This is a genomic window from Mesorhizobium sp. YC-39, assembly GCF_025753795.1.
Classification (GTDB): domain Bacteria; phylum Pseudomonadota; class Alphaproteobacteria; order Rhizobiales; family Rhizobiaceae; genus Mesorhizobium.
In genome coordinates, this window is the sequence record NZ_JAOWPS010000001.1 from 413103 (window position 1) to 431438 (window position 18336).

The window sequence follows — 18336 nt, forward strand, 5'->3', positions numbered from 1 at the left end:
TCGTCCGAATGTTGTGTCTGACCGTCCGGAGGATTAACGTCAGTGGCATGGACATCCTCGCTGAAGTGCTCGATCGCGTTCGCCTTGGCGGAACCTTGCTGTTCCACTTCGAGCTCGGCCATCCCTGGAATCTCGCGTTGCCAAGGCGCCCCTACGCCCTGTTCCACTATCTCAGCCGTGGCTCGGCTACCCTCGCGCTCGAACAGGGACGAGAACTCCACATGACAGAGGGCGACTTTGTTGTCGTCACGCGTGGCGAGCCCCACGTGATCTACTCGGATAGCCGGACGGAGCCGTTACCGATCCTCGACATCGATCGACTAGCCGGGCGTCTTGGCCTCGTTCGTCACGGAGGCGGCGAGCAGCCGCTCGCGACGATGATCTGTGGTAATTTCACTGTGGCACGGCCCTCGCGCGGTAGCGTTTTGGAATTGCTTCCGCCCGTGCTTCTCCTGAAGCCGACGGAAGACGGAGGATGGCTCGAGGCGATTCTGCAACGCATGGTGAGCGAGGCGGCGTTCGAGCGTCCCGGACAAGGCGTCGCGCTCTCACGTCTGACTGAAGTGCTCTTCGTCGAGGTGTTGCGAAGCTGGATCAAGTCGCTCGGCCCCGGAGAAGGCGGGTGGCTGGGGGCGATGGCGGACCCGCACATAGGACCGGCACTTCAGTTGATCCACGAACGACCGGATCGGCCCTGGACGCTTGGCGACCTCGGGCAAAGCGTGGGACTTGGTCGTTCGGCGTTTTCGGCTCGCTTCACCAAGCTCGTTGGCGAGTCCATGTACCGCTATCTGATCGCACGCCGGATGTCGGAGGCCGCGTTTCTGCTCGAAACAAGCGACGACGGGATTGCACGGATTGCGAACCGTGTCGGCTACGAGACCGCGGCCGCATTTTCGAAGCTGTTCCATCGACATCACGGCCTATCGCCTGGCCGTTACCGAGCAGTTCGCCGCTCTGACGGTGGCCGAAGGCAAGGGGAGATTCTGGAAGCAGAAGTCGCCGATTGACCCGCTCGCCCGTTCTCCGCGCCGTGATCGACACGTCAAATTGGACGGCACGGAAATCCGTATTCACGGAAGACGGACGGTTCTGGAAGGTCCGGTGATGGGCGGCGGCGGAGCGGCTCCAGCCAGAGTTCCCAGTTTTGTTCGGAAGTGGCGCACCCGACAGGATTCGAACCTGTGACCTCTGCCTTCGGAGGGCAGCGCTCTATCCAGCTGAGCTACGGGTGCCTTCAGGATCGACGATCCGGAAAACGAACCAGCCGGTAAACCGGCCAGCCACGGCTTCTTAGCGGAAGCGGAAGCAGGCTTCAACGGTCAATTGGGGTAGCTTCCTTAGGGCATAAGCGTGACCTCACCCCGCCGCCTCACCCTTCGCCGCCCGTCTCCGCACCCCCACGTCGCCCGCTTCGGCTTCTTCGCCCCGCCAGCTCATCGCGTCCAGTTGCATCAGCTGCATCTCTGCCAACCGCGTCCATTGGCGCGAGATCAAATAGTCGAGCTTTTCGTGCAGGTGCCGCACTTCCAGCTCTTCGCCGACTGTCTATGGATCCGGCAAACCAGGTGGCGGCAAACCGGGGAGTGGCGAAGCGGTCTGCTGCTGCCCTGCGTACATCAGCCTTGTCTTGGCATCCGCGCTCATCGGCGAGAGACTCCGCTGGATCAGCGCCTCGACATGGTCGTTGCGTTTGCGAGCGCTATCGGCGCCCATCACCACGATGATGAGCTGGCGCCCGCCGGTCTCGTAGGAGGTGACGATGTTGAAGCCGGAGGCCCTGATATAGCCGGTCTTGATGCCGTTGACACCGCGCACCCGGCCCAACATGTCGTTATGGCCGCGCACCAGCCGGCCGCGGAACATGAAGTCGCTTTCGGAAAAATAGTGGAACTGCTGCGGGAAGCGGGCGCGCAGCGCCATGCCGAGCACCGCCATGTCGCGCGCGCTCGTGTGCTGGTCGCCGTCCGGCAGGCCCGAAGCGTTGCGGAAGACGGTGCTGCGCATGCCGATCTGGCGCGCCTTGGCCGTCATTATGCCGGCGAATGCCTCTTCGCTGCCGCCGAGATATTCGGCGACTGCAACCGCCACGTCATTCGCCGATTTGACGACGATCGCCCGGATCGCCGAATCGACATCGATCGTCTCGCCGCGCCTGAAGCGCAGCTTGGTCGGCGGCTGCCTTGCGGCATTGTCCGAGACCGGAATCTGCGTCTCTTTGCTGACGCGGCCTGAATCCAGCGCCTCGAACAGCAGGTAGAGCGTCATCATCTTGGTCAGCGACGCCGGGTAGCGCGGCGCCGTCGAATTCACCTCGAACAGCGTCTGGCCGGTTCTGGCATCGACGACGATAGCCGCATATTTCTGTGGCGCCGCCGGCACCGCCAGCATGCTGTCGGGCGATGTCGTCGTGCAGCCGGCGACGAGCGCCAACAGCGCGAAGGCCGCGACAAATCTTTGGATAAGCGGAAAGAGACGCGGTTTGGACAAAATGGTCTATTCTGAAGGCAAGCTGTTGCTGAGACGGATTGAACCTAGCGTAACGCGCTTGCCCCGTCCATTTGGTTAATGCCGGTCTTGCCCGGGATTGCCGCCCGTCCACAGGCAGCGAAGACGGGTTGGAGCCATCGCGGATGCGTCGCCGGGAAATCGCCTGTTTCCTGCCAGCACCGCGGCTGTCTGATGTGAATTGCCTGTGGCTGCGCTTGCGCAACCGGCGCTGAGCGGGTTTTGCTGACGCGACAGAATCGGCAGGTGCGCATGGACATTGTCACGATCAAGGCAAAAGGTATTTCGGTGTCGGTCGATCTTGCGGTCGGCCATCTCGCCGACATGGCGGCCGACATCGACGGCCGCCGGCTGAAGCCGCTGCATCGCGCGCCCTGGATCGACGAGCCGCGCGAGACGCTGCCGCAAGACCTCCCCGAGGGCACGGTGCACCTTTCCGGCGATTTCCTATGTGCGCCGTTTTCGCGCAGCGACGTCGAGGCAGCACCCTTGCATGGCTGGACGGCCAACAGCCCCTGGGATGTCGTTGCCTCCGAGCCGACGGCCGATGGCTGGCGGGCCACCTTCCGGCTGCGCCGCAAGGTCATGGGCGCTGTGGTCAACAAGATCCTGACCTTGCGTGACGGCCATCCATTTCTTTACCAGGAGCACGTCTTTTCCGGTGGTTCGGGCGCGATTTCCGTTGCCCATCATCCGATGACGGCAATGAAGAATGGCGGCAGGCTCGCCTTCTCGCCGAAGCGGCTTGCCGCCACGCCGGCCGATCCGCTGGAGCCCGATCCGGCCCGCGGCCGCTTCCGCCTTGCCTATCCCGCCCGTTCAGCCGACCTGACGCGGTTTCCCGCCGCCGACGGCGGCACGCTCGATCTCGGCGACTACCGGATGGACCTTGAGCGTGAGGACTTTCTCACTTTGGTCGAGGCCGACCATGGCGGGCCGGGCTGGACCGCTCTGGCCCGGCATGCCGAGCAGGATCTGGTGCTGGTGCTGAAGAACCCGGCCGAACTGCCGGTCACCATGCTGTGGATCAGCAATGGCGGGCGCGACTACGCACCGTGGAGCGGCCGCCATCGTGGCGTGCTCGGCATCGAGGATGGGCGCACCGCACTCGGCCATGCCGCGTCGCTTGGCGACAACTGGTTGAAACGGGAAGGCGTGGCGACCGCCTTTGCCCTTGCCGAAGGCCGCAGTCTCTCCTTCCGCCATGTCATCGGCGCCTTGCCGCAGACCCGGGAAGGATCGCAGAACAACGGCGAGCCGCCGCGCGACATCGCGACCGGACAGGGAAAGATGCGCATCCTGGCTGCCGATGGTACGACGCGAGACATTGCTTTCGACAGCGATTTCCTGCGGATCGGCCGGTCCGCTCCAGCCTGAATGCGCGGCGTGGTTTGAAATTTCCGCGAATTGTCGCCAAGATGCGGCCGAAATTGTCTCACGAATCCAGGCTGACCCTCCGATGTCCGAGATTGCCCATCTCGCTGCCACCATCTTCAAGCGCGCCGGCAAGGCGAGCCGCTTCATTGTCGCCATCGCCGGCCCTCCGGGCGCCGGTAAGTCGACATTGTCGGCCAGCCTGCATGATCTGCTGCCGGAGGGCACCTCGGAGGTCGTGCCGATGGACGGCTTCCACTACGACGACATCGTGCTCGAGCAGCGCGGCCTGCGCGCTCGCAAGGGAGCTCCTGAAACCTTTGACTTTGCCGGCTTCGAGACGCTGCTGAAGCGCATCCGCGCCGGCGAGCCGGATATCGCGATTCCCGTGTTCGATCGCAGCATGGAACTGTCGCGCGCCGCCGCCTCCATCGTCGGCACGCAGACCAAATTCATCTTGGTCGAAGGCAACTATCTCTTGCTTGACGAGGAACCTTGGTCACGACTGGCGCCTTTGTTCGACTTCTCGATCTTTGTCGATGTGCCGCGCGCCGAACTCGAGCGCCGGCTGCTCGAGCGATGGCACGGTCATGGCCGCTCCGACGAGGATGCCCGCGCCTGGATCGCTTCCAACGACATGCCGAACATCGACCGCGTGCTTGGCCGCCGCCGGCCTGCCGATCTGGTGATCGGCGATCCCGCCTAATTCGCCGAAGGCCTGGGCCGGAACCTTAAGACTTTCAGGCCGTTGTGGTCGACACGGCAATTGTGCCGCCACGAGGGAAACCGTCCGATGGCAACCAAGGCAAGGAAACCTGCGCCCGCCAAGGGCAAAGCAGTTCAATCCAAATCAGTCCAGTCGAAAACGGGCGCCGGTCCCGCGATCGCCGCGCGCTCCAAGGATGCAAAGCCGGTTTTCGGCAAGGCAGCGCCGAAGAAGGTCGTGCCAGCGGCCAAGGCAGCTGCAAAAGCCGCCCCAAGACCTGCCAAGCCCAAAAAACCGGCAACCAGCGGCGGCTCCATTGCGGGCAGCGCCATGCGCACGGTCAAGACCACAGCCAATGTTGCCGCCGGCGCCGTTGTCGCCACCGCCAGGGGCGCAGCTTCCCTAGCCGCTTCCGTCATGGGCAAGGGTGGCTCCAAAACCAGGGCCAAGGCAAAATAGGCGGCTACGGTCGGTTTATTCAGGCCGGGCCGGGATGCTGAGGCCCCTTTGCACTGCCGGCCGGGCAAGGCCGCGCTCCAGCCATGCCGCGACATCGGGAAAGTCGTCAAAGCCGACGAGCTCTCGCGCCTCATAGAAGCCGATCAGATTGCGCACCCAGCCCAGCATCGAAATATCGGCGATGGTGTAGTCGTCATCCATGATCCATTTGCGGCCCTTCAGCCTGGTTTCGAGCACGCCGATCAGCCGCCGCGATTCGTCGCGATAGCGCTCCAGCGGCCGCTTGTCGGCGATCTCGCGCCCGGCGAATTTGTTGAAAAAGCCCACTTGTCCGAAGATCGGCCCGATCGAGGCCATCTGGAAGAATACCCACTGGATCGTCTCGTAGCGCCGCACCGGGTCGGCCGGAATGAGTTTGCCGGTCTTGTCGGTAAGGTAGAGCAGGATGGCGCCGGATTCGAACAGGCCGATCGGTCTGCCGTCGGGGCCGTCCGGGTCGATCATCGCCGGTATCTTGCCATTCGGGTTCAGCGACAGGAATTCTGGCGTCCAGCTTTCGTTCTTGCCGATGTCCACAAAATGCGCCTCGTAGGGCATGCCGAGCTCCTCCAGCGCGATCGAAATCTTCACGCCGTTCGGCGTCGGAGACGAATAAAGCTGGATGCGGTCGGGATGATGGGCTGGCCAGCGCGTGGCGATCGGAAAGGCGGACAGGTCGGTCATCGGAACTCCTGGGCGGGGATTTTACGCCGGGCGGCGCGGGCACGGCGAAAGAGAGTTATTACAGCGCCCGGCGCGATCAATATGCGCACAAAAAGTTTCAGCCTGGCGGGATCGTGGCACGGTGCTTGCGGTCAGATAGCCTTGAACGCCAGCACTGCATTTGTGCCGCCGAAGGCGAAGCTGTTGCTGATCGCGGCGCGCACCTTGCGCTCGCGCGCCACATTCGGCGTGATGTCGAGATCGCAATCGGCGTCGGCTTCGCGAAAATTGGCCGTCGGCGGCACGATCCCTTCGCGGATCGCCATGACGCAGGCGATCAACTCGAGCGCGCCCGACGCGCCGAGGCAGTGGGCGTGCATCGATTTGGTCGACGAGATGGAAAGCCTGTGGGCATAGTCGCCAAAGACGCGCTTGATCGCCGCCGTCTCGATCTGGTCGTTGGCCTTGGTGCCGGTGCCATGCGCATTGAGATAGTCGATATCTTCCGGATTGAGCCCGGCATCGACGAGGCAGAAGCGCATCGCCGCCTCCGGCCCTTCGATGGTCGGCGCGACGATGTCGGACGCGTCGGCGGAAAGTCCGGCGCCGGCTACCTCGGCAAGAATATCGGCGCCGCGCGCCATCGCATGCTCGTAGGTTTCCAGCACCACCATGCCGGCGCCTTCGCCAAGCACCAGGCCCTGGCGATCGGCCGAAAACGGCCGGCACGTATCGGGCGCCAGCACCCTCAGCGCCTCCCAGCCTTTCAGGATGCCCCAGACCAGCGGCGCGTCGGTGCCGCCGGCAACCATGACATCGGCACGGCCGAGCCTGATCTGGTCGACCGCCGAGGCAATGGCGTGGTTGGACGAAGAGCAGGCCGAGGTGATGCCGAAGACTGGTCCGCGCAGGCCGAGATTCATACTGACATGGCCGGCGGCGGCGCTCGGCATCACTTTCGGCACGGTGAAGATGCCGGCGCGATTCTTTCCTTCGAGCAGGATGGAGCGATAGCTCTCCTCGATCGCCTCCCAGCCGCAGACGCCGACGCCGACGATGGTGCCCATCCGGTAGGTGTTGTCTTGGTGCGGAGCCAGGCCTGCCTGCTGCGCGGCTTCGCGCGCGGCGATCGTCGCCAGCAGGCTGAAGCGGTCCATCGACACGGTCTGCTTGCGGTCGATGCCGTGATCGGGAAGCTCCCTGATTTCGCAGCCGACCCTGACCTTCAGGTCATGCAGCTCCGAATTGACGATCGGGCCGATGGCCGAGCGGCCGGCGCGCATTTCGCTCCAGATCGCAGGCGCATTGGTGCCGAGCCCGCAAATGCCGCCGATGCCGGTAATGACGACGCGCTTGTGCATTCAGTCAGGCTTTTTTCGCTATCAGCGCGCGAACCGCCTCGACCATGTCGCCAACATTCTTCAGATTGCTCCAGGCATCGACCGTGTTCATCTCGATCTCGATGCCATACTCCTCCTCGAGATCGAAGATGATCTCGGTCAGTTCCAGCGAATGGATGCCCAGTGCTGTCAACTCGGTATTGGTGGTGATTTCTTCGCCACCGGGCTCGGCATGAGCCTTGATCTTCGCGATGATGTCCGTTGCCAGCTGATCAGCCATTCGGTTTCTTCCCCAACCTTGTCGTTTCCCGACGCCAACTGATCAGCGCCCCTTTGTCCCCGGATTCGGATCGTCGTCGCCCTTTTACCCCATCAGGCGTTGCATGACCGCTCCAAGGTGGCTCCCTCTATAGAAACCGAAACGCTGTCAAGCAACAAGCTATATATCGACAAAGCCGTGGGAGTGCTTAACGTTGGCGTCGTGGACACGATCGAACATGACCAGACTTCGGTTCCGCCGGCCCAGCGCGTCGCCGGAATGGCGCGGCTTGCCTGCGACAGGAATAGCGACCGCACGCGCCTGCGGCGCCTCTATCAAGATGGTTCCGCCAAGATCCGCATGCCGGCCGTCTCAGCCGATCCGCTGGAAGCCGTCCTGATCAATACCGCCGGCGGACTGACCGGCGGCGACCGCCTCGGCTGGGAGATCGATGTCGGCACCGGCGCTTCCGCCACCATAACGACTCAGGCCTGCGAGAAGGTCTATCGGGCGGAATCCGGCCGTGCGGAGGTGCGAGTGAGGCTGAGCGTCGGCGAGCATGGCCGCATTGCCTGGCTGCCGCAGGAAACCATTATCTTTGACCGATCGGCCTTTGCCCGCAGGCTCGATGTGGAACTTGCCGCCAATGCCGAGGCGCTGTTTCTCGAGGCGACCGTCTTCGGCCGCCTCGCCATGGGCGAACGCGCTGCCCAGGGCAGTTTCCATGACCGCTGGCGGGTCAGCCAGGACGGCGTGCTCGTTCATGCCGAGGATTTCCGCATCGGGCCAGACATTGCGGCCACTCTCGGACGTTCCGCTGTGGCCGGCGGCGCCATCGCCATGGCGACGCTGCTGATGGTCTCGCCGCGCGCGGAGGCTTTGCTCGACCCGGCCAGGCAGATCATCGGCGCTGAGGGCGACGCCAGTGTCTGGAGCATGAAGAAATCTGGCAAGCTTCTTGCGAGGCTGTTCGCCGCGGACGGCTACCAGCTCCGCAAGCGGCTGGTTCCGCTCGTCGAATTGCTCAACGGACGGGCGGGTCTGCCCAAATTATGGTCACTTTGATTTCGATTACGCCACTCTTTGTTGATGCCATCCGGGAAAACGCATGAACCTGACGCCAAGGGAAAAGGACAAGCTGCTCATTGCCATGGCGGCCATCGTGGCGCGCAAGCGGCTCGAACGCGGTGTCAAGCTCAATCATCCGGAGGCGATCGCCCTGATCAGCGACTTCGTCGTCGAGGGCGCTCGCGACGGCCGCCCGGTCGCCGAGCTGATGGAGGCCGGCGCCCATGTCGTGACCCGTGCGCAGGTGATGGAAGGCATCGCCGAGATGATTCACGACGTTCAGGTCGAAGCGACGTTTCCCGATGGCACCAAGCTGGTGACGGTGCACGAGCCGATAAGATGAGGGCCGATAAGGTGAGGAGAGAAAAATGCTTGAACTGCGCCCCAACTGCGAATGTTGCGACAAGGACCTGCCGCCGGAGGCGACGGATGCACTGATCTGCACCTTCGAATGCACCTTCTGCGCCGATTGCGCGACAAATGTGCTGGGCGGCGCCTGTCCGAACTGCGGCGGCAATTTTGCGCCGCGCCCGATCCGCCCGGCGGCGAAACTGAAGAAATACCCCGCCTCGACCAAGCGCGTGCTCAAGGCCGAAGGCTGCGGTCCGCGCAAAGCAGCCTGACCGGCATGATCCCCAGTAGAGAAGGCATATCGATGATCCCTGCTCCGATGAAACGCACCACGCTCTCGGCGATCCTGCTTCTGGCCGCGGCGATGCCTGCCTATGCTCATGTCGGCATCGGCACGACATCGTCCTTCACGGCTGGCTTCTTCCATCCGCTTTCCGGCCTCGACCACATGGCGGTGATGATCGCCGTCGGCCTGTGGGCGGCGTTCAAGGGCGGCAAGGCGATCTGGGCCTGGCCGCTCGCCTTCGTCGGCGTCATGCTGGTGGGTGGCGCGCTCGGCATGGCGCATGTGCCCGTACCCTTCGTCGAGCCGGGCATATTGGCGTCGGTCGTAGCGCTCGGCCTGCTGGTCGCGATGGCTGTCGATCTGCCGGTCTCGGCCGGCGTCGCCATCATCGGCCTGTTCGCGCTGTTCCATGGCTATGCCCATGGCACCGAGGTGCCGGAAAACGCCGGTGGGCTGGAATACATGGCCGGCTTTGCCGTCGCCACGGCAGCACTCCATGCCGTCGGCATCGCTGCCGGCCTCGGTCTCGGCTTGCGATTCCGCGGCCTTGCACGTGTCGCCGGTGGTGCATGCGCCGCTGTCGGCGTCGGCCTCGTCTTCGGCGTTCTGTGAGGCTGGCGATGATCCCGGGCGAAATCATCACTGCGAGCGGCGACATCGAGCTGAACAAAGGCCAGCCGACCGTCACCTTGAAAGTGGCCAACAGCGGTGACCGGCCGATCCAGGTCGGCAGCCACTACCATTTCTTCGAGACCAATGAGGGGCTGAAATTCGATCGCGACAGAGCGCGGGGCATGCGTCTCGACATCGCCGCCGGCACGGCCATGCGCTTCGAGCCCGGCCAGGAGCGCGACGTCACGCTGGTGCCGCTCGGCGGCAAGCGCGAAGTCTATGGATTTCAGCAGAAGATCATGGGCGCCCTGTGAGATCGAGGGCGTCAGGCGGCCTCGGCCTAGAGCATGATCCCGAAAAGTTGCAGACTTTTCGGACAAGATCATGCGAAAAACAAAGACTTAGAGCAGGATGACCGGTTCGACTTCAATTCATACTGCTCTAGTTGGACGGCTTGGCCGCGGCGTAGATGACGATCCTTCCCGGATCGTCGAATTCGACGGCGAGAACGTCTTCGGTCGTCACGCGATGCGAGTCGATGGCGTTGAACAGCAGCGCATTCGCCTCGATCTCCTTGCGCAATTCCGCAATGTCATCCTGATGTTGCTCGACCTTGCTCTCGATCGCCGGCGGCGGGCCGCCTTCCGTGCGTGCAGCGTCGGTCAGGAATACGATATCGACCTTGTCGAGCTTGGATGTCTTGCGCACCGTGCCGATGTTTTCGCGCGTCCGGTCGATCGCAGTAGCGACCTTGCGGGCCTCCACAGCCGTGTTGGTCTCTTCCTGCCTGACCTCCGAGCCGACGATCCGGTCGACGGTGTCAGGGTTCTCGAGACTTTGCGCGTTGAGCTTGGCATAGGGGATGCTGGCCGCGAGAAACGCCAACGCGGCGATCGCATGAAGCCATTTAGCATCGGGGAAGGTGGTTATCGCCATCGTTCGCTCTCGGTGTCCTTTTCGAATTTGGCTTCAGGGCCAAAAGATCGAAACGAATCCTGCCCGGAGAAGGTTCCCCGCTCGACGCGGCAGGCCGGCCTTGTGCCGGCCCGCCGCAGCCGGTCGTCAACTCGCTTTCTTGGTAATCAGGGTCAGCGCGCCATCATTGCTCATGCTGGCGGCGATCACTTGTGCCGAGGTGAGTCCCTTGGCTTCAAGCGCGGACTTGACCTTCGGGGTCGCGTCGATCGAACTACGCAGTTTCTGCAGGCCGGCGTCGCCACGCTGGGCGATCACCTGGTTGACCTGCGTCTGCGTAGCCTGGGGCAGCTCCTTGATGTCGACGATGTTGACGCTCTGGATCGTCGGCGCGGCCGGCTGAGCTCCAGGCGCCGGCGGGGATGCTGCGGGCGGTTGAGCCGGCGCGGGCTGGGCAGGTTGTTGCTGGGCGCTGGCGGCGCTCGCCAGGGCAAGAGTGGCGGCTGCCGCGAGAAGTATCGTTTTGCGCATGGATTTTCCTTTCCATCGATTGGCAAACGGTCGGTTTGGGGTGACCCGGCCACCTCAAAGGGTAAATGGGAGCGCAAGGTGTCGCTCAGCGGGTCATTGCGTGACCATAGGATGGCGACAATGTGGGCCGGGCTTCGACAAGCCGTATCTTGGGGCCGTATTTCGGGAGCAATTGCTGATGGCTAGAATCACCCGCGCCGCTTATGCCCAGATGTATGGCCCGACAGTCGGCGACAAGGTGCGGCTTGCCGACACCGAATTGTTCATCGAGGTCGAAAAGGATTTCACCTTGCATGGCGAGGAGGTGAAATTCGGTGGCGGCAAGGTGATCCGTGACGGCATGGGCCAGAGCCAGGTATCGCGCGCGCAAGGCGCGGTCGACACTGTCATCACCAACGCGCTGGTTGTCGATGCCGTGACCGGCATCGTCAAGGCCGACATCGGCCTCAAGGACGGCCGCATCGCGGCAATAGGCAAGGCCGGCAATCCGGATACGCAATCGGGCGTCACCATCATCATCGGCCCCGGCACGGAGATCATCGCCGGCGAGGGCAAGATCCTGACTGCCGGCGGCTTCGACGCGCATATCCATTTCATCTGCCCGCAGCAGATCGAGGAAGCGCTGATGAGCGGCATCACCACCATGCTCGGCGGCGGCACAGGCCCGGCGCATGGCACGCTGGCAACCACCTGCACGCCGGGGCCGTGGCACATGGCGCGCATGATCCAGTCCTTCGACGCCTTCCCGATGAATATCGGCCTGTCGGGCAAGGGCAACGCCTCGCTGCCGGCGGCACTTGAGGAGATGGTGCTGGCCGGCGCCTGCTCGCTGAAGCTGCACGAGGACTGGGGCACGACGCCGGCGGCCATCGACTGCTGCCTGTCGGTTGCCGACGATTACGACGTGCAGGTGATGATCCACACCGACACGCTGAACGAATCCGGCTTTGTCGAAAACACGGTCGCGGCGATCAAGGGCCGCACCATCCATGCCTTCCACACCGAAGGCGCCGGCGGCGGCCATGCGCCGGACATCATCAAGGTCTGCGGCCTGCCCAACGTCATCCCGTCCTCGACCAATCCGACGCGTCCTTATACGGTCAATACGCTGGCCGAGCATCTCGACATGCTGATGGTCTGCCACCATCTGTCGCCGTCGATCCCCGAAGACATTGCCTTTGCCGAAAGCCGCATCCGCAAGGAGACCATCGCCGCCGAGGACATACTGCACGACATCGGCGCCTTCTCGATCATCTCGTCGGACAGCCAGGCCATGGGCCGCGTCGGCGAAGTGGCGATCCGCTGCTGGCAGACCGCCGACAAGATGAAGCGCCAGCGCGGTTCGCTGCCGCAGGAGACCGGCAACAACGACAATTTCCGCGTCCGCCGCTACATCGCCAAATACACGATCAACCCGGCCATCGCGCATGGCCTGTCGAAGGAGATCGGCTCGGTGGCGGTGGGAAAACGCGCCGACCTCGTGCTGTGGAACCCGGCCTTTTTCGGTGTAAAACCTGAGATGGTGCTGGTCGGTGGCTCGATCGCCGCCGCCCCCATGGGCGATCCCAACGCCTCGATCCCGACGCCGCAGCCGATGCACTACCGGCCGATGTTCGGCGCCTATGGCAAGGCGCTGACCAACTCGTCGGTGACTTTCGTCTCGAAAGCTGCGCTCGATGACGGCCTGCAAGCAAGGCTCGGCGTCGACAAGGCCATGGTCGCGGTCGAAAACACCCGCGGCGGCATCGGCAAGCATTCGATGGTGCTCAACGACGCCACCCCTTATGTCGAGGTCGATCCCGAAACCTACGAGGTGCGAGCCGACGGCGAATTGCTGACCTGCGAGCCGGCAACGGTGCTGCCGATGGCGCAAAGGTATTTTTTGTTTTGATGCTGGATTCTGGGCGGGCTTCACCCGGTGATTGGCTTGGGATCGAAAACGGGGCATTATGCAGTCATGAACAAGATCCAAATCCAGCGCCGGCATAAGTCTACACCCTACGAGATCGACTATGCTCAGTGGTGCGCCGAACAGGGCGCATTGCTGCGCGAAGGTCGTCTATCCGACCTCGATCGTGAGAACCTTGCCGAGGAGATCGAAAGTTTGGGGCGGAGTGACAAACGAGAGATCGAGAGCAGGCTGGGTACTCTGCTCCTGCACTTGCTTAAGTGGCAGTTCCAGGCAGAGAAGCGCAAAGCAGGGTGGCTGTTGACGATCCGCGAACAGCGACATCAGATCAAGAAGTTGATCAACGAAAGCCCGAGCCTAAAGGCCTATCCACGCAAGCAGCTCGCTAGCGAGTTCGAATTTGCGAGATTGAAAGCGGCTGACGAGACGGGGTTACCCGAAAAGGATTTTCCTGCCGATTGTCCCTATCCGATTGCAGACGTGCTGGATCGGGATTTTTTCCCCGGCGCTCCGTGGTCGTCGGATCAGCTTGTTCGCGAATGAATTGTCCCTTCTAGCGCGATGAGTTGCATAACCTCCTTGCGTTGGGAGCCTCGTTGATCGCCCATGGAACAGCAGCTCGTTTCTGCCCATGACGTCTTCCCGCATATCCGCATCGTCATGGGCATGGTGATCGGTCTCGGCGTCACCCGCCTTTTGTCGGGGCTGGCCCGCATCGTCCAGCATCCCGGCCAGTACCGGATCTACTCCGTGCATCTGGCCTGGGTCGGCTCCATGCTGTTGTTGCTGGTGCATTTCTGGTGGTGGGAATTCGGCCTCTACACTCTCGAGACCTGGACCTTCGGCAAGTACCTTTTCATCATCTTCTACGCCATCACCCTGTTCATGCTGTGCGCGCTGCTGTTCCCGGATTCGATGCTCGACTACACCAGCTACGAGGATTTCTTCTATTCGCGCCGCGCCTGGTTCTTCGGCCTGCTGGCGACGACCTATTTGCTCGACGTGATCGACACGTTGCTGAAAGGGCCGGAGCATTTCGCCCATTTCGGCATTGAATATTTGATCCGCACGCCGGTTTTCGTCGCGCTTTGCATTGTCGCGATCCTGGTGCGCGACCGTCGCTTTCATATCGCCTTCGTCGCCGGCACGCTGGTCTACCAGATATCGTTCATTCTGCGGCTCTTCGACACGATCGCCTGAGCGGCGATGCTCGGGATAGTCTAGGCTCCCTCGGAAAGGCAGATTCCACATGAAGCTCGACATCCGCACCGATTTCACCAAATTCCCGCGCGCCGTTTCCGTGCTGACCGCCGGCGAGGTGGGAACGACCACACCATATGATCGTGTCGTGCTTGCCCATGACGAGCGGCATTTGCGCCGCCGCGCCATCGAGACTTCAGGCGGCGACAAGGTACTGGTCGATCTGCCCGAACCCGTCGCCCTCAACGACCGCGACCGGCTGGTGCTTGAGGATGGCCGCCATGTCGAGATCATCGCCGCCGAGGAGCCGCTTTACGATATCCGCGCCTTAAGCCCGGTTCATCTCACCGAGCTCGCCTGGCATATCGGCAACCGTCATCTCGCAGCAAGCATCGAGGCGAACCGCATTCTCATCCTGCGCGATCATGTCATCAAGGCGATGTTGGAAGGGCTCGGCGCCACGGTCACGGATGTCCTGGAGCCGTTCGTACCGGTGCGCGGCGCCTATTCCGGCCATGGTCATGCTCATGCCGAGGCACACAGCCATGCCGAAGCGCATTCGCATGCCCATGGCGAGTCGCATTCTCATTCGCACAGCCACTCGCATGGTCATTCCCATTCGCATGATGACGGCCACCATGACCATGACTGACCAGCCTTCCAGCATCGCCCTTTTGCGGCTGATGGCGTGGCTGTCGCCTGTTTTCCCGGTCGGCGGCTTTTCCTACAGCCATGGCCTCGAACGCGCGGTGCATGACGGGCTGGTCGCCGACGGCGAAAGCCTTGCCGCGTGGCTGGAGACGCTTGTTGAGATGGGATCGGGCTGGAACGACGCGGTGCTGTTTGCCGAGAGCTGGCGGCGCGCCCGTAACGGCGGCGACCTCGATGAGACCGCGGCGCTTGCCGAGGCCCTGGCCGGCTCGCGCGAGCGCCACACTGAAACCATGCTGCAAGGCGCGGCCTTCCTGAAGGCGGCTTCCGCCTGGCCCTGCCGGGTGCTGGAACGTCTACCGGCCGAATGCCCCTATTGCGTCGCTGTCGGCGCGGTGGCCGGCGGCAACGGCATCGCGCTCCAGGACGCGCTGTCAGCCTTCCTGCAGGCCTTCTTCTCCAACCTCGTCCAGGCTGCGATCAGGCTCGGCGTCGTCGGCCAGACGGAAGCCACCGCGCTGCTCGCCGGCTTCGAGCCGTTGGCGCTGGAAACCGCGTCTCGCGCCGCCGGCTCGACCACAGATGATCTTGGCGGCTGTGCCTTCGTCTCCGACATCATGGCGATGAAGCACGAAACCCAGTATTCCCGGCTGTTCCGCTCATGATCGTGCTTGCCCTCATTCTCTCATTCGTCCTGCTGCTGATCACCACGCTGCATGTCTATTGGGGCATCGGCGGCATCTGGCCTGGCAGGGACGCCGCCTCCTGCGCCCATGCGGTGGTCGGCTTTCGCGACGTCGACGAGATGCCGGCGCCCTTCGCCTGTTTTGCCGTCGCCGCTTGTCTCGGCCTGGCGACGCTGTGGCCGATGGCGCTGGAGGGTGTTTTCGCCACGCCCTTTCCCAAGGCCGGGCTTGCCGCCGCATCACTGCTCATCGCGCTGGTTTTCCTCGGCCGCGGCATTGCCGGCTTCACGCCCTGGTGGCGGCGGCTGGCGCCCGAACAGCCTTTCGCGCGGCTTGATGTCAGCTATTATTCGCCGCTCTGCCTGTTGATCGGGGCAGGCTTCGCCGTCCTCGCTATCACGGAGTTTTCCGCATGACCCAGACCAATGGTCCTCTTCGCATCGGCATCGGCGGCCCAGTCGGCTCCGGCAAGACGACGCTCACCGAAAAGCTCTGCAAGGCGCTGCGCGACGAGTTCTCCATCGCCGTCGTCACCAACGACATCTACACCAGGGAAGACGCCATGATGCTGGCCAGGCTGCAGGCGCTGCCCGAGGATCGCATCGTCGGCGTCGAGACCGGCGGCTGCCCGCACACCGCCATCCGCGAGGACGCCTCGATCAATCTGCAGGCGATCGCCGAGCTGAACAAAAAGTTCCCGGATCTCGACATCGTTTTCATCGAATCCGGCGGCGACAACCTCGCCGCTACCTTCTCGCCGGATCTCGCGGATCTGACGCTCTATGTCATCTCGGTCTGCCAGGGCGAGGAAATCCCGCGCAAGGGCGGCCCGGCGATCACACGCTCCGACTTCCTGGTCATCAACAAGAGCGATCTCGCGCCCTACGTGAACGTCAATCTCGATGTCATGGAGGCAGACGCCGCCCGCATGCGTGGCAAGCGGCCATTCGGCTTCACCGACCTGTCGCGCGGCAAGGGCCTGCAGGAGGTGATCGATTTCATCGTCGAACAGGGTGGGCTGCGGGTCGGCGCCGCCACAAGCACTGCTGCGTAAGCCATCGACACTCGTCTGCACCAAACGAAACCGGTTGCGCGCGTCGGCGGTGCGCGGCATCCTTCATTTTTTGACGGAGGTTTTCGATGAGCATCGCCCGCCTGCAGAAGGAAATACTGACCAATCTGCCCTTCTATGAGGAGCGCGTCGATCTCGCTTGCGCTTTCCGCTGGACAGCGCGGCTCAACATGCACGAGGCGGTGGCCAATCACTTCTCGCTGGCGGTCAACGAGGACGGCTCGCAATTTCTGATGAATCCTAACCAGGTGCATTTCTCGCGCATCAAGGCGAGCGACCTGCTTTTGATCGATGCCAACGATCCCGACACGCTGTCCGGGCCTAATGCGCCCGACCCGACGGCATGGGGCCTGCATGGCGCCATCCACCGCAATGTTGCCCATGCGCGCTGCGTCATGCATGTGCACTCGATCCACGCCACCGTGCTCGCCTCGCTGGCCGACTCGACGCTGCCGCCGATCGATCAGAACTCGGCGATCTTCTTCAACCGCCATGTCGTCGACGGCCATTATGGCGGGCTGGCCTTCGAGGAGGAGGGCGAACGTTGCTCACAACTGCTCGTCGACCCCAAGGTCAAGGTGATGGTCATGGGCAATCATGGCGTGCTGGTCATCGGCGACAGCGTCGCCGATACCTTCAACCGTATGTTCTATTTCGAGCGCGCCGCCGAGACCTACATCAAGGCGTTGTGGACCGGGCGGCCGCTGCGCGTGCTTTCCGACGAGATCGCCGAGAAGGCGGCGCTCGAGCAGGAAGACTATCCTGGCCAGGCCGAGAGGCACCTTTCAGAGCTGAAAGCGATCCTCGACGAGCAGGAGCCGGTCTACCGGAACTGATTAACTAAGTCCGAGCTCAGCCCGCAATTCCTCGGCGCTGTTGATGACGATGGCGCCGGGCGGTCCCTCCATTCGCGCCTCCGGCCAGAAGATAGTCTTCATCCCTGCTGCGAGCCCGGCCATGGCGCCGGTCCGGCTGTCGTCGACCGCCACCGCCTGTGTGGGATCGACACCGGCCAGCCAGGCGGCGCGCAGGAACGGCTCGGGATGCGGCTTGCCCTCGCGCACATCGTTGCGGCTGATGGTCTTCATGCCGGGATAGGAAAGGCCGACCGCGCTCAAGTTTGCGTCGACGATCAGTCGGTCGGAATTGGACACCACCGCCTGCTCCACGCCAAGCGCGCGCAGTTCGTTGAAGATCTCGATGGCACCGGCACGCGGCACCAGCGTCTCGGCCATCGGCAGGTAATGATCGTATTTGCGCACGATCCAGTCGTCGAAAGGCAGATCGAGGCCGAACTCGTCGCGCAGCATCTCGTAGACCGGCCATGCGGCAATGCCGAGCACCCGCTCGTGCAGGTTGGCGGGCGGCGCGATGCCCACACTGTGCAGCGCCGCCACCAAAGCCGCCTCATGCAGCGGCTCGCTGTCGACCAGCGTTCCGTCCATGTCCCAGAAAACCGCTTTCGGCGTCATGCAAGAATCCCTCTTTCGATCCCCCTTAACGGGTTTGCGCCGGGAGATAAACCGTCGAACCTGTTATCGGCGGTGGCGGAGGGTGACGAATTACCGGAAATATGGTCGGCTCGAAATATGACGGAGGAGGCGATTGCCCACTACAAGCGCGTTGGCGGATGCAAGCAATTGCTCCGGCAATAGACAATTGCGCGCCAACGCATTCCCTGCAAGAGTATAGAACCTTCGCTCGATG

The 18336-nt window shown here is 63.1% G+C and carries 25 protein-coding genes and 1 tRNA gene; 17 read left to right on the forward strand and 9 right to left on the reverse strand.

Features of this window, described 5'->3' with window-relative positions:
- Positions 1-47: 47 nt before the first annotated feature.
- Positions 48-1010, forward strand: coding sequence for an AraC family transcriptional regulator (locus tag OHD62_RS01950; protein ID WP_263780550.1), 963 nt, complete (start codon positions 48-50; stop codon positions 1008-1010).
- Positions 1011-1158: 148 nt separating this feature from the next.
- Here the strand turns inward: OHD62_RS01950 and OHD62_RS01955 are convergent.
- From OHD62_RS01955 to OHD62_RS01965, 3 genes are all read right to left on the reverse strand, one after another.
- Positions 1159-1235 (reverse strand) — tRNA-Arg (locus OHD62_RS01955).
- A gap of 124 nt (positions 1236-1359) precedes the next feature.
- Positions 1360-1527: a hypothetical protein gene (locus tag OHD62_RS01960; RefSeq protein ID WP_412177334.1), complete on the reverse strand. Its 168-nt coding sequence runs from the start codon at positions 1525-1527 to the stop codon at positions 1360-1362.
- A 21-nt stretch (positions 1528-1548) separates the two neighbouring features.
- On the reverse strand, positions 1549-2490 hold the full coding sequence (locus OHD62_RS01965) for a D-alanyl-D-alanine carboxypeptidase family protein (RefSeq protein ID WP_263780551.1): 942 nt from the start codon (positions 2488-2490) through the stop codon (positions 1549-1551).
- Positions 2491-2760: 270 nt separating this feature from the next.
- Here OHD62_RS01965 and OHD62_RS01970 point away from each other — a divergent pair, with 270 nt between their 5' ends.
- From OHD62_RS01970 to OHD62_RS01980, 3 genes are all read left to right on the forward strand, one after another.
- A complete protein-coding gene (locus OHD62_RS01970; protein WP_263780552.1) occupies positions 2761-3885 on the forward strand; it encodes a hypothetical protein in 1125 nt (374 codons plus the stop codon).
- Between the two features lie 82 nt (positions 3886-3967).
- Positions 3968-4588 carry a nucleoside/nucleotide kinase family protein gene (locus tag OHD62_RS01975; protein ID WP_263780553.1) on the forward strand — a complete coding sequence of 207 codons (621 nt, stop codon included), beginning with the start codon at positions 3968-3970 and terminating at the stop codon, positions 4586-4588.
- Positions 4589-4675: 87 nt separating this feature from the next.
- Positions 4676-5047 (forward strand): hypothetical protein, encoded by a 372-nt coding sequence (locus tag OHD62_RS01980; protein ID WP_263780554.1) that lies wholly within the window; start codon positions 4676-4678, stop codon positions 5045-5047.
- A 15-nt stretch (positions 5048-5062) separates the two neighbouring features.
- On the opposite strand, the gene OHD62_RS01985 is transcribed toward OHD62_RS01980, so the two are convergent.
- The 3 genes from OHD62_RS01985 to OHD62_RS01995 all read right to left on the reverse strand — a co-directional run bounded on the left by OHD62_RS01985 (position 5063) and on the right by OHD62_RS01995 (position 7369).
- Positions 5063-5770, reverse strand: a complete 708-nt coding sequence (locus OHD62_RS01985) for a glutathione S-transferase family protein (RefSeq protein WP_263780555.1) — start codon at positions 5768-5770, stop codon at positions 5063-5065.
- A 131-nt stretch (positions 5771-5901) separates the two neighbouring features.
- On the reverse strand, positions 5902-7110 hold the full coding sequence (locus OHD62_RS01990; protein ID WP_263780556.1) for a beta-ketoacyl-[acyl-carrier-protein] synthase family protein: 1209 nt from the start codon (positions 7108-7110) through the stop codon (positions 5902-5904).
- Positions 7111-7114: 4 nt separating this feature from the next.
- A complete protein-coding gene (locus OHD62_RS01995) occupies positions 7115-7369 on the reverse strand; it encodes an acyl carrier protein (RefSeq protein ID WP_006325998.1) in 255 nt (84 codons plus the stop codon).
- A 258-nt stretch (positions 7370-7627) separates the two neighbouring features.
- On the opposite strand from OHD62_RS01995, the gene OHD62_RS02000 reads away from it, so the two are divergent.
- Genes OHD62_RS02000 through OHD62_RS02020 form a run of 5 tightly spaced genes read left to right on the forward strand, consistent with a single transcriptional unit; the run spans position 7628 to position 9979 of the window.
- Positions 7628-8413, forward strand: coding sequence for an urease accessory protein UreD (locus OHD62_RS02000; RefSeq protein WP_412177351.1), 786 nt, complete (start codon positions 7628-7630; stop codon positions 8411-8413).
- Positions 8414-8456: 43 nt separating this feature from the next.
- Positions 8457-8759 carry an urease subunit gamma gene (locus OHD62_RS02005; RefSeq protein WP_006325996.1) on the forward strand — a complete coding sequence of 101 codons (303 nt, stop codon included), beginning with the start codon at positions 8457-8459 and terminating at the stop codon, positions 8757-8759.
- 25 nt (positions 8760-8784) lie between these two features.
- A complete protein-coding gene (locus tag OHD62_RS02010) occupies positions 8785-9039 on the forward strand; it encodes a DUF1272 domain-containing protein (RefSeq protein WP_263780558.1) in 255 nt (84 codons plus the stop codon).
- Positions 9040-9071: 32 nt separating this feature from the next.
- Positions 9072-9665: a HupE/UreJ family protein gene (locus OHD62_RS02015; RefSeq protein ID WP_263780559.1), complete on the forward strand. Its 594-nt coding sequence runs from the start codon at positions 9072-9074 to the stop codon at positions 9663-9665.
- A gap of 8 nt (positions 9666-9673) precedes the next feature.
- Positions 9674-9979 (forward strand): urease subunit beta, encoded by a 306-nt coding sequence (locus OHD62_RS02020; protein ID WP_008872958.1) that lies wholly within the window; start codon positions 9674-9676, stop codon positions 9977-9979.
- A gap of 127 nt (positions 9980-10106) precedes the next feature.
- Here the strand turns inward: OHD62_RS02020 and OHD62_RS02025 are convergent, their stop codons facing one another.
- Both OHD62_RS02025 and OHD62_RS02030 read right to left on the reverse strand, forming a co-directional pair.
- On the reverse strand, positions 10107-10601 hold the full coding sequence (locus OHD62_RS02025; protein WP_263780560.1) for a hypothetical protein: 495 nt from the start codon (positions 10599-10601) through the stop codon (positions 10107-10109).
- Positions 10602-10727: 126 nt separating this feature from the next.
- Positions 10728-11111, reverse strand: a complete 384-nt coding sequence (locus OHD62_RS02030; RefSeq protein ID WP_263780561.1) for a hypothetical protein — start codon at positions 11109-11111, stop codon at positions 10728-10730.
- Positions 11112-11289: 178 nt separating this feature from the next.
- Between OHD62_RS02030 and ureC the strand changes: the two genes are divergently transcribed.
- The 8 genes from ureC to OHD62_RS02070 all read left to right on the forward strand — a co-directional run bounded on the left by ureC (position 11290) and on the right by OHD62_RS02070 (position 17465).
- Positions 11290-13002 (forward strand): urease subunit alpha, encoded by a 1713-nt coding sequence (gene ureC / locus OHD62_RS02035; protein ID WP_412177335.1) that lies wholly within the window; start codon positions 11290-11292, stop codon positions 13000-13002.
- Positions 13003-13068: 66 nt separating this feature from the next.
- Positions 13069-13563, forward strand: a complete 495-nt coding sequence (locus OHD62_RS02040) for a DUF29 domain-containing protein (RefSeq protein ID WP_263780562.1) — start codon at positions 13069-13071, stop codon at positions 13561-13563.
- 63 nt (positions 13564-13626) lie between these two features.
- Positions 13627-14220, forward strand: a complete 594-nt coding sequence (locus OHD62_RS02045; RefSeq protein ID WP_263780563.1) for a hypothetical protein — start codon at positions 13627-13629, stop codon at positions 14218-14220.
- A gap of 49 nt (positions 14221-14269) precedes the next feature.
- On the forward strand, positions 14270-14872 hold the full coding sequence (locus OHD62_RS02050) for an urease accessory protein UreE (protein ID WP_263780564.1): 603 nt from the start codon (positions 14270-14272) through the stop codon (positions 14870-14872).
- Positions 14865-15536, forward strand: coding sequence for an urease accessory protein UreF (locus OHD62_RS02055; protein ID WP_263782265.1), 672 nt, complete (start codon positions 14865-14867; stop codon positions 15534-15536). Before OHD62_RS02050 ends, OHD62_RS02055 begins: the two co-directional genes overlap by 8 nt.
- Positions 15533-15973, forward strand: coding sequence for a DUF3995 domain-containing protein (locus OHD62_RS02060; RefSeq protein WP_263780565.1), 441 nt, complete (start codon positions 15533-15535; stop codon positions 15971-15973). Before OHD62_RS02055 ends, OHD62_RS02060 begins: the two co-directional genes overlap by 4 nt.
- Positions 15970-16611 carry an urease accessory protein UreG gene (gene ureG, locus OHD62_RS02065; RefSeq protein ID WP_263780566.1) on the forward strand — a complete coding sequence of 214 codons (642 nt, stop codon included), beginning with the start codon at positions 15970-15972 and terminating at the stop codon, positions 16609-16611. Before OHD62_RS02060 ends, ureG begins: the two co-directional genes overlap by 4 nt.
- 86 nt (positions 16612-16697) lie before the next feature.
- Positions 16698-17465: a class II aldolase and adducin N-terminal domain-containing protein gene (locus OHD62_RS02070; RefSeq protein WP_263780567.1), complete on the forward strand. Its 768-nt coding sequence runs from the start codon at positions 16698-16700 to the stop codon at positions 17463-17465.
- Here OHD62_RS02070 and OHD62_RS02075 read toward each other — a convergent pair whose 3' ends face one another.
- Positions 17466-18101: an HAD family hydrolase gene (locus tag OHD62_RS02075; RefSeq protein WP_263780568.1), complete on the reverse strand. Its 636-nt coding sequence runs from the start codon at positions 18099-18101 to the stop codon at positions 17466-17468.
- Between the last annotated feature and the right edge of the window lie 235 nt (positions 18102-18336).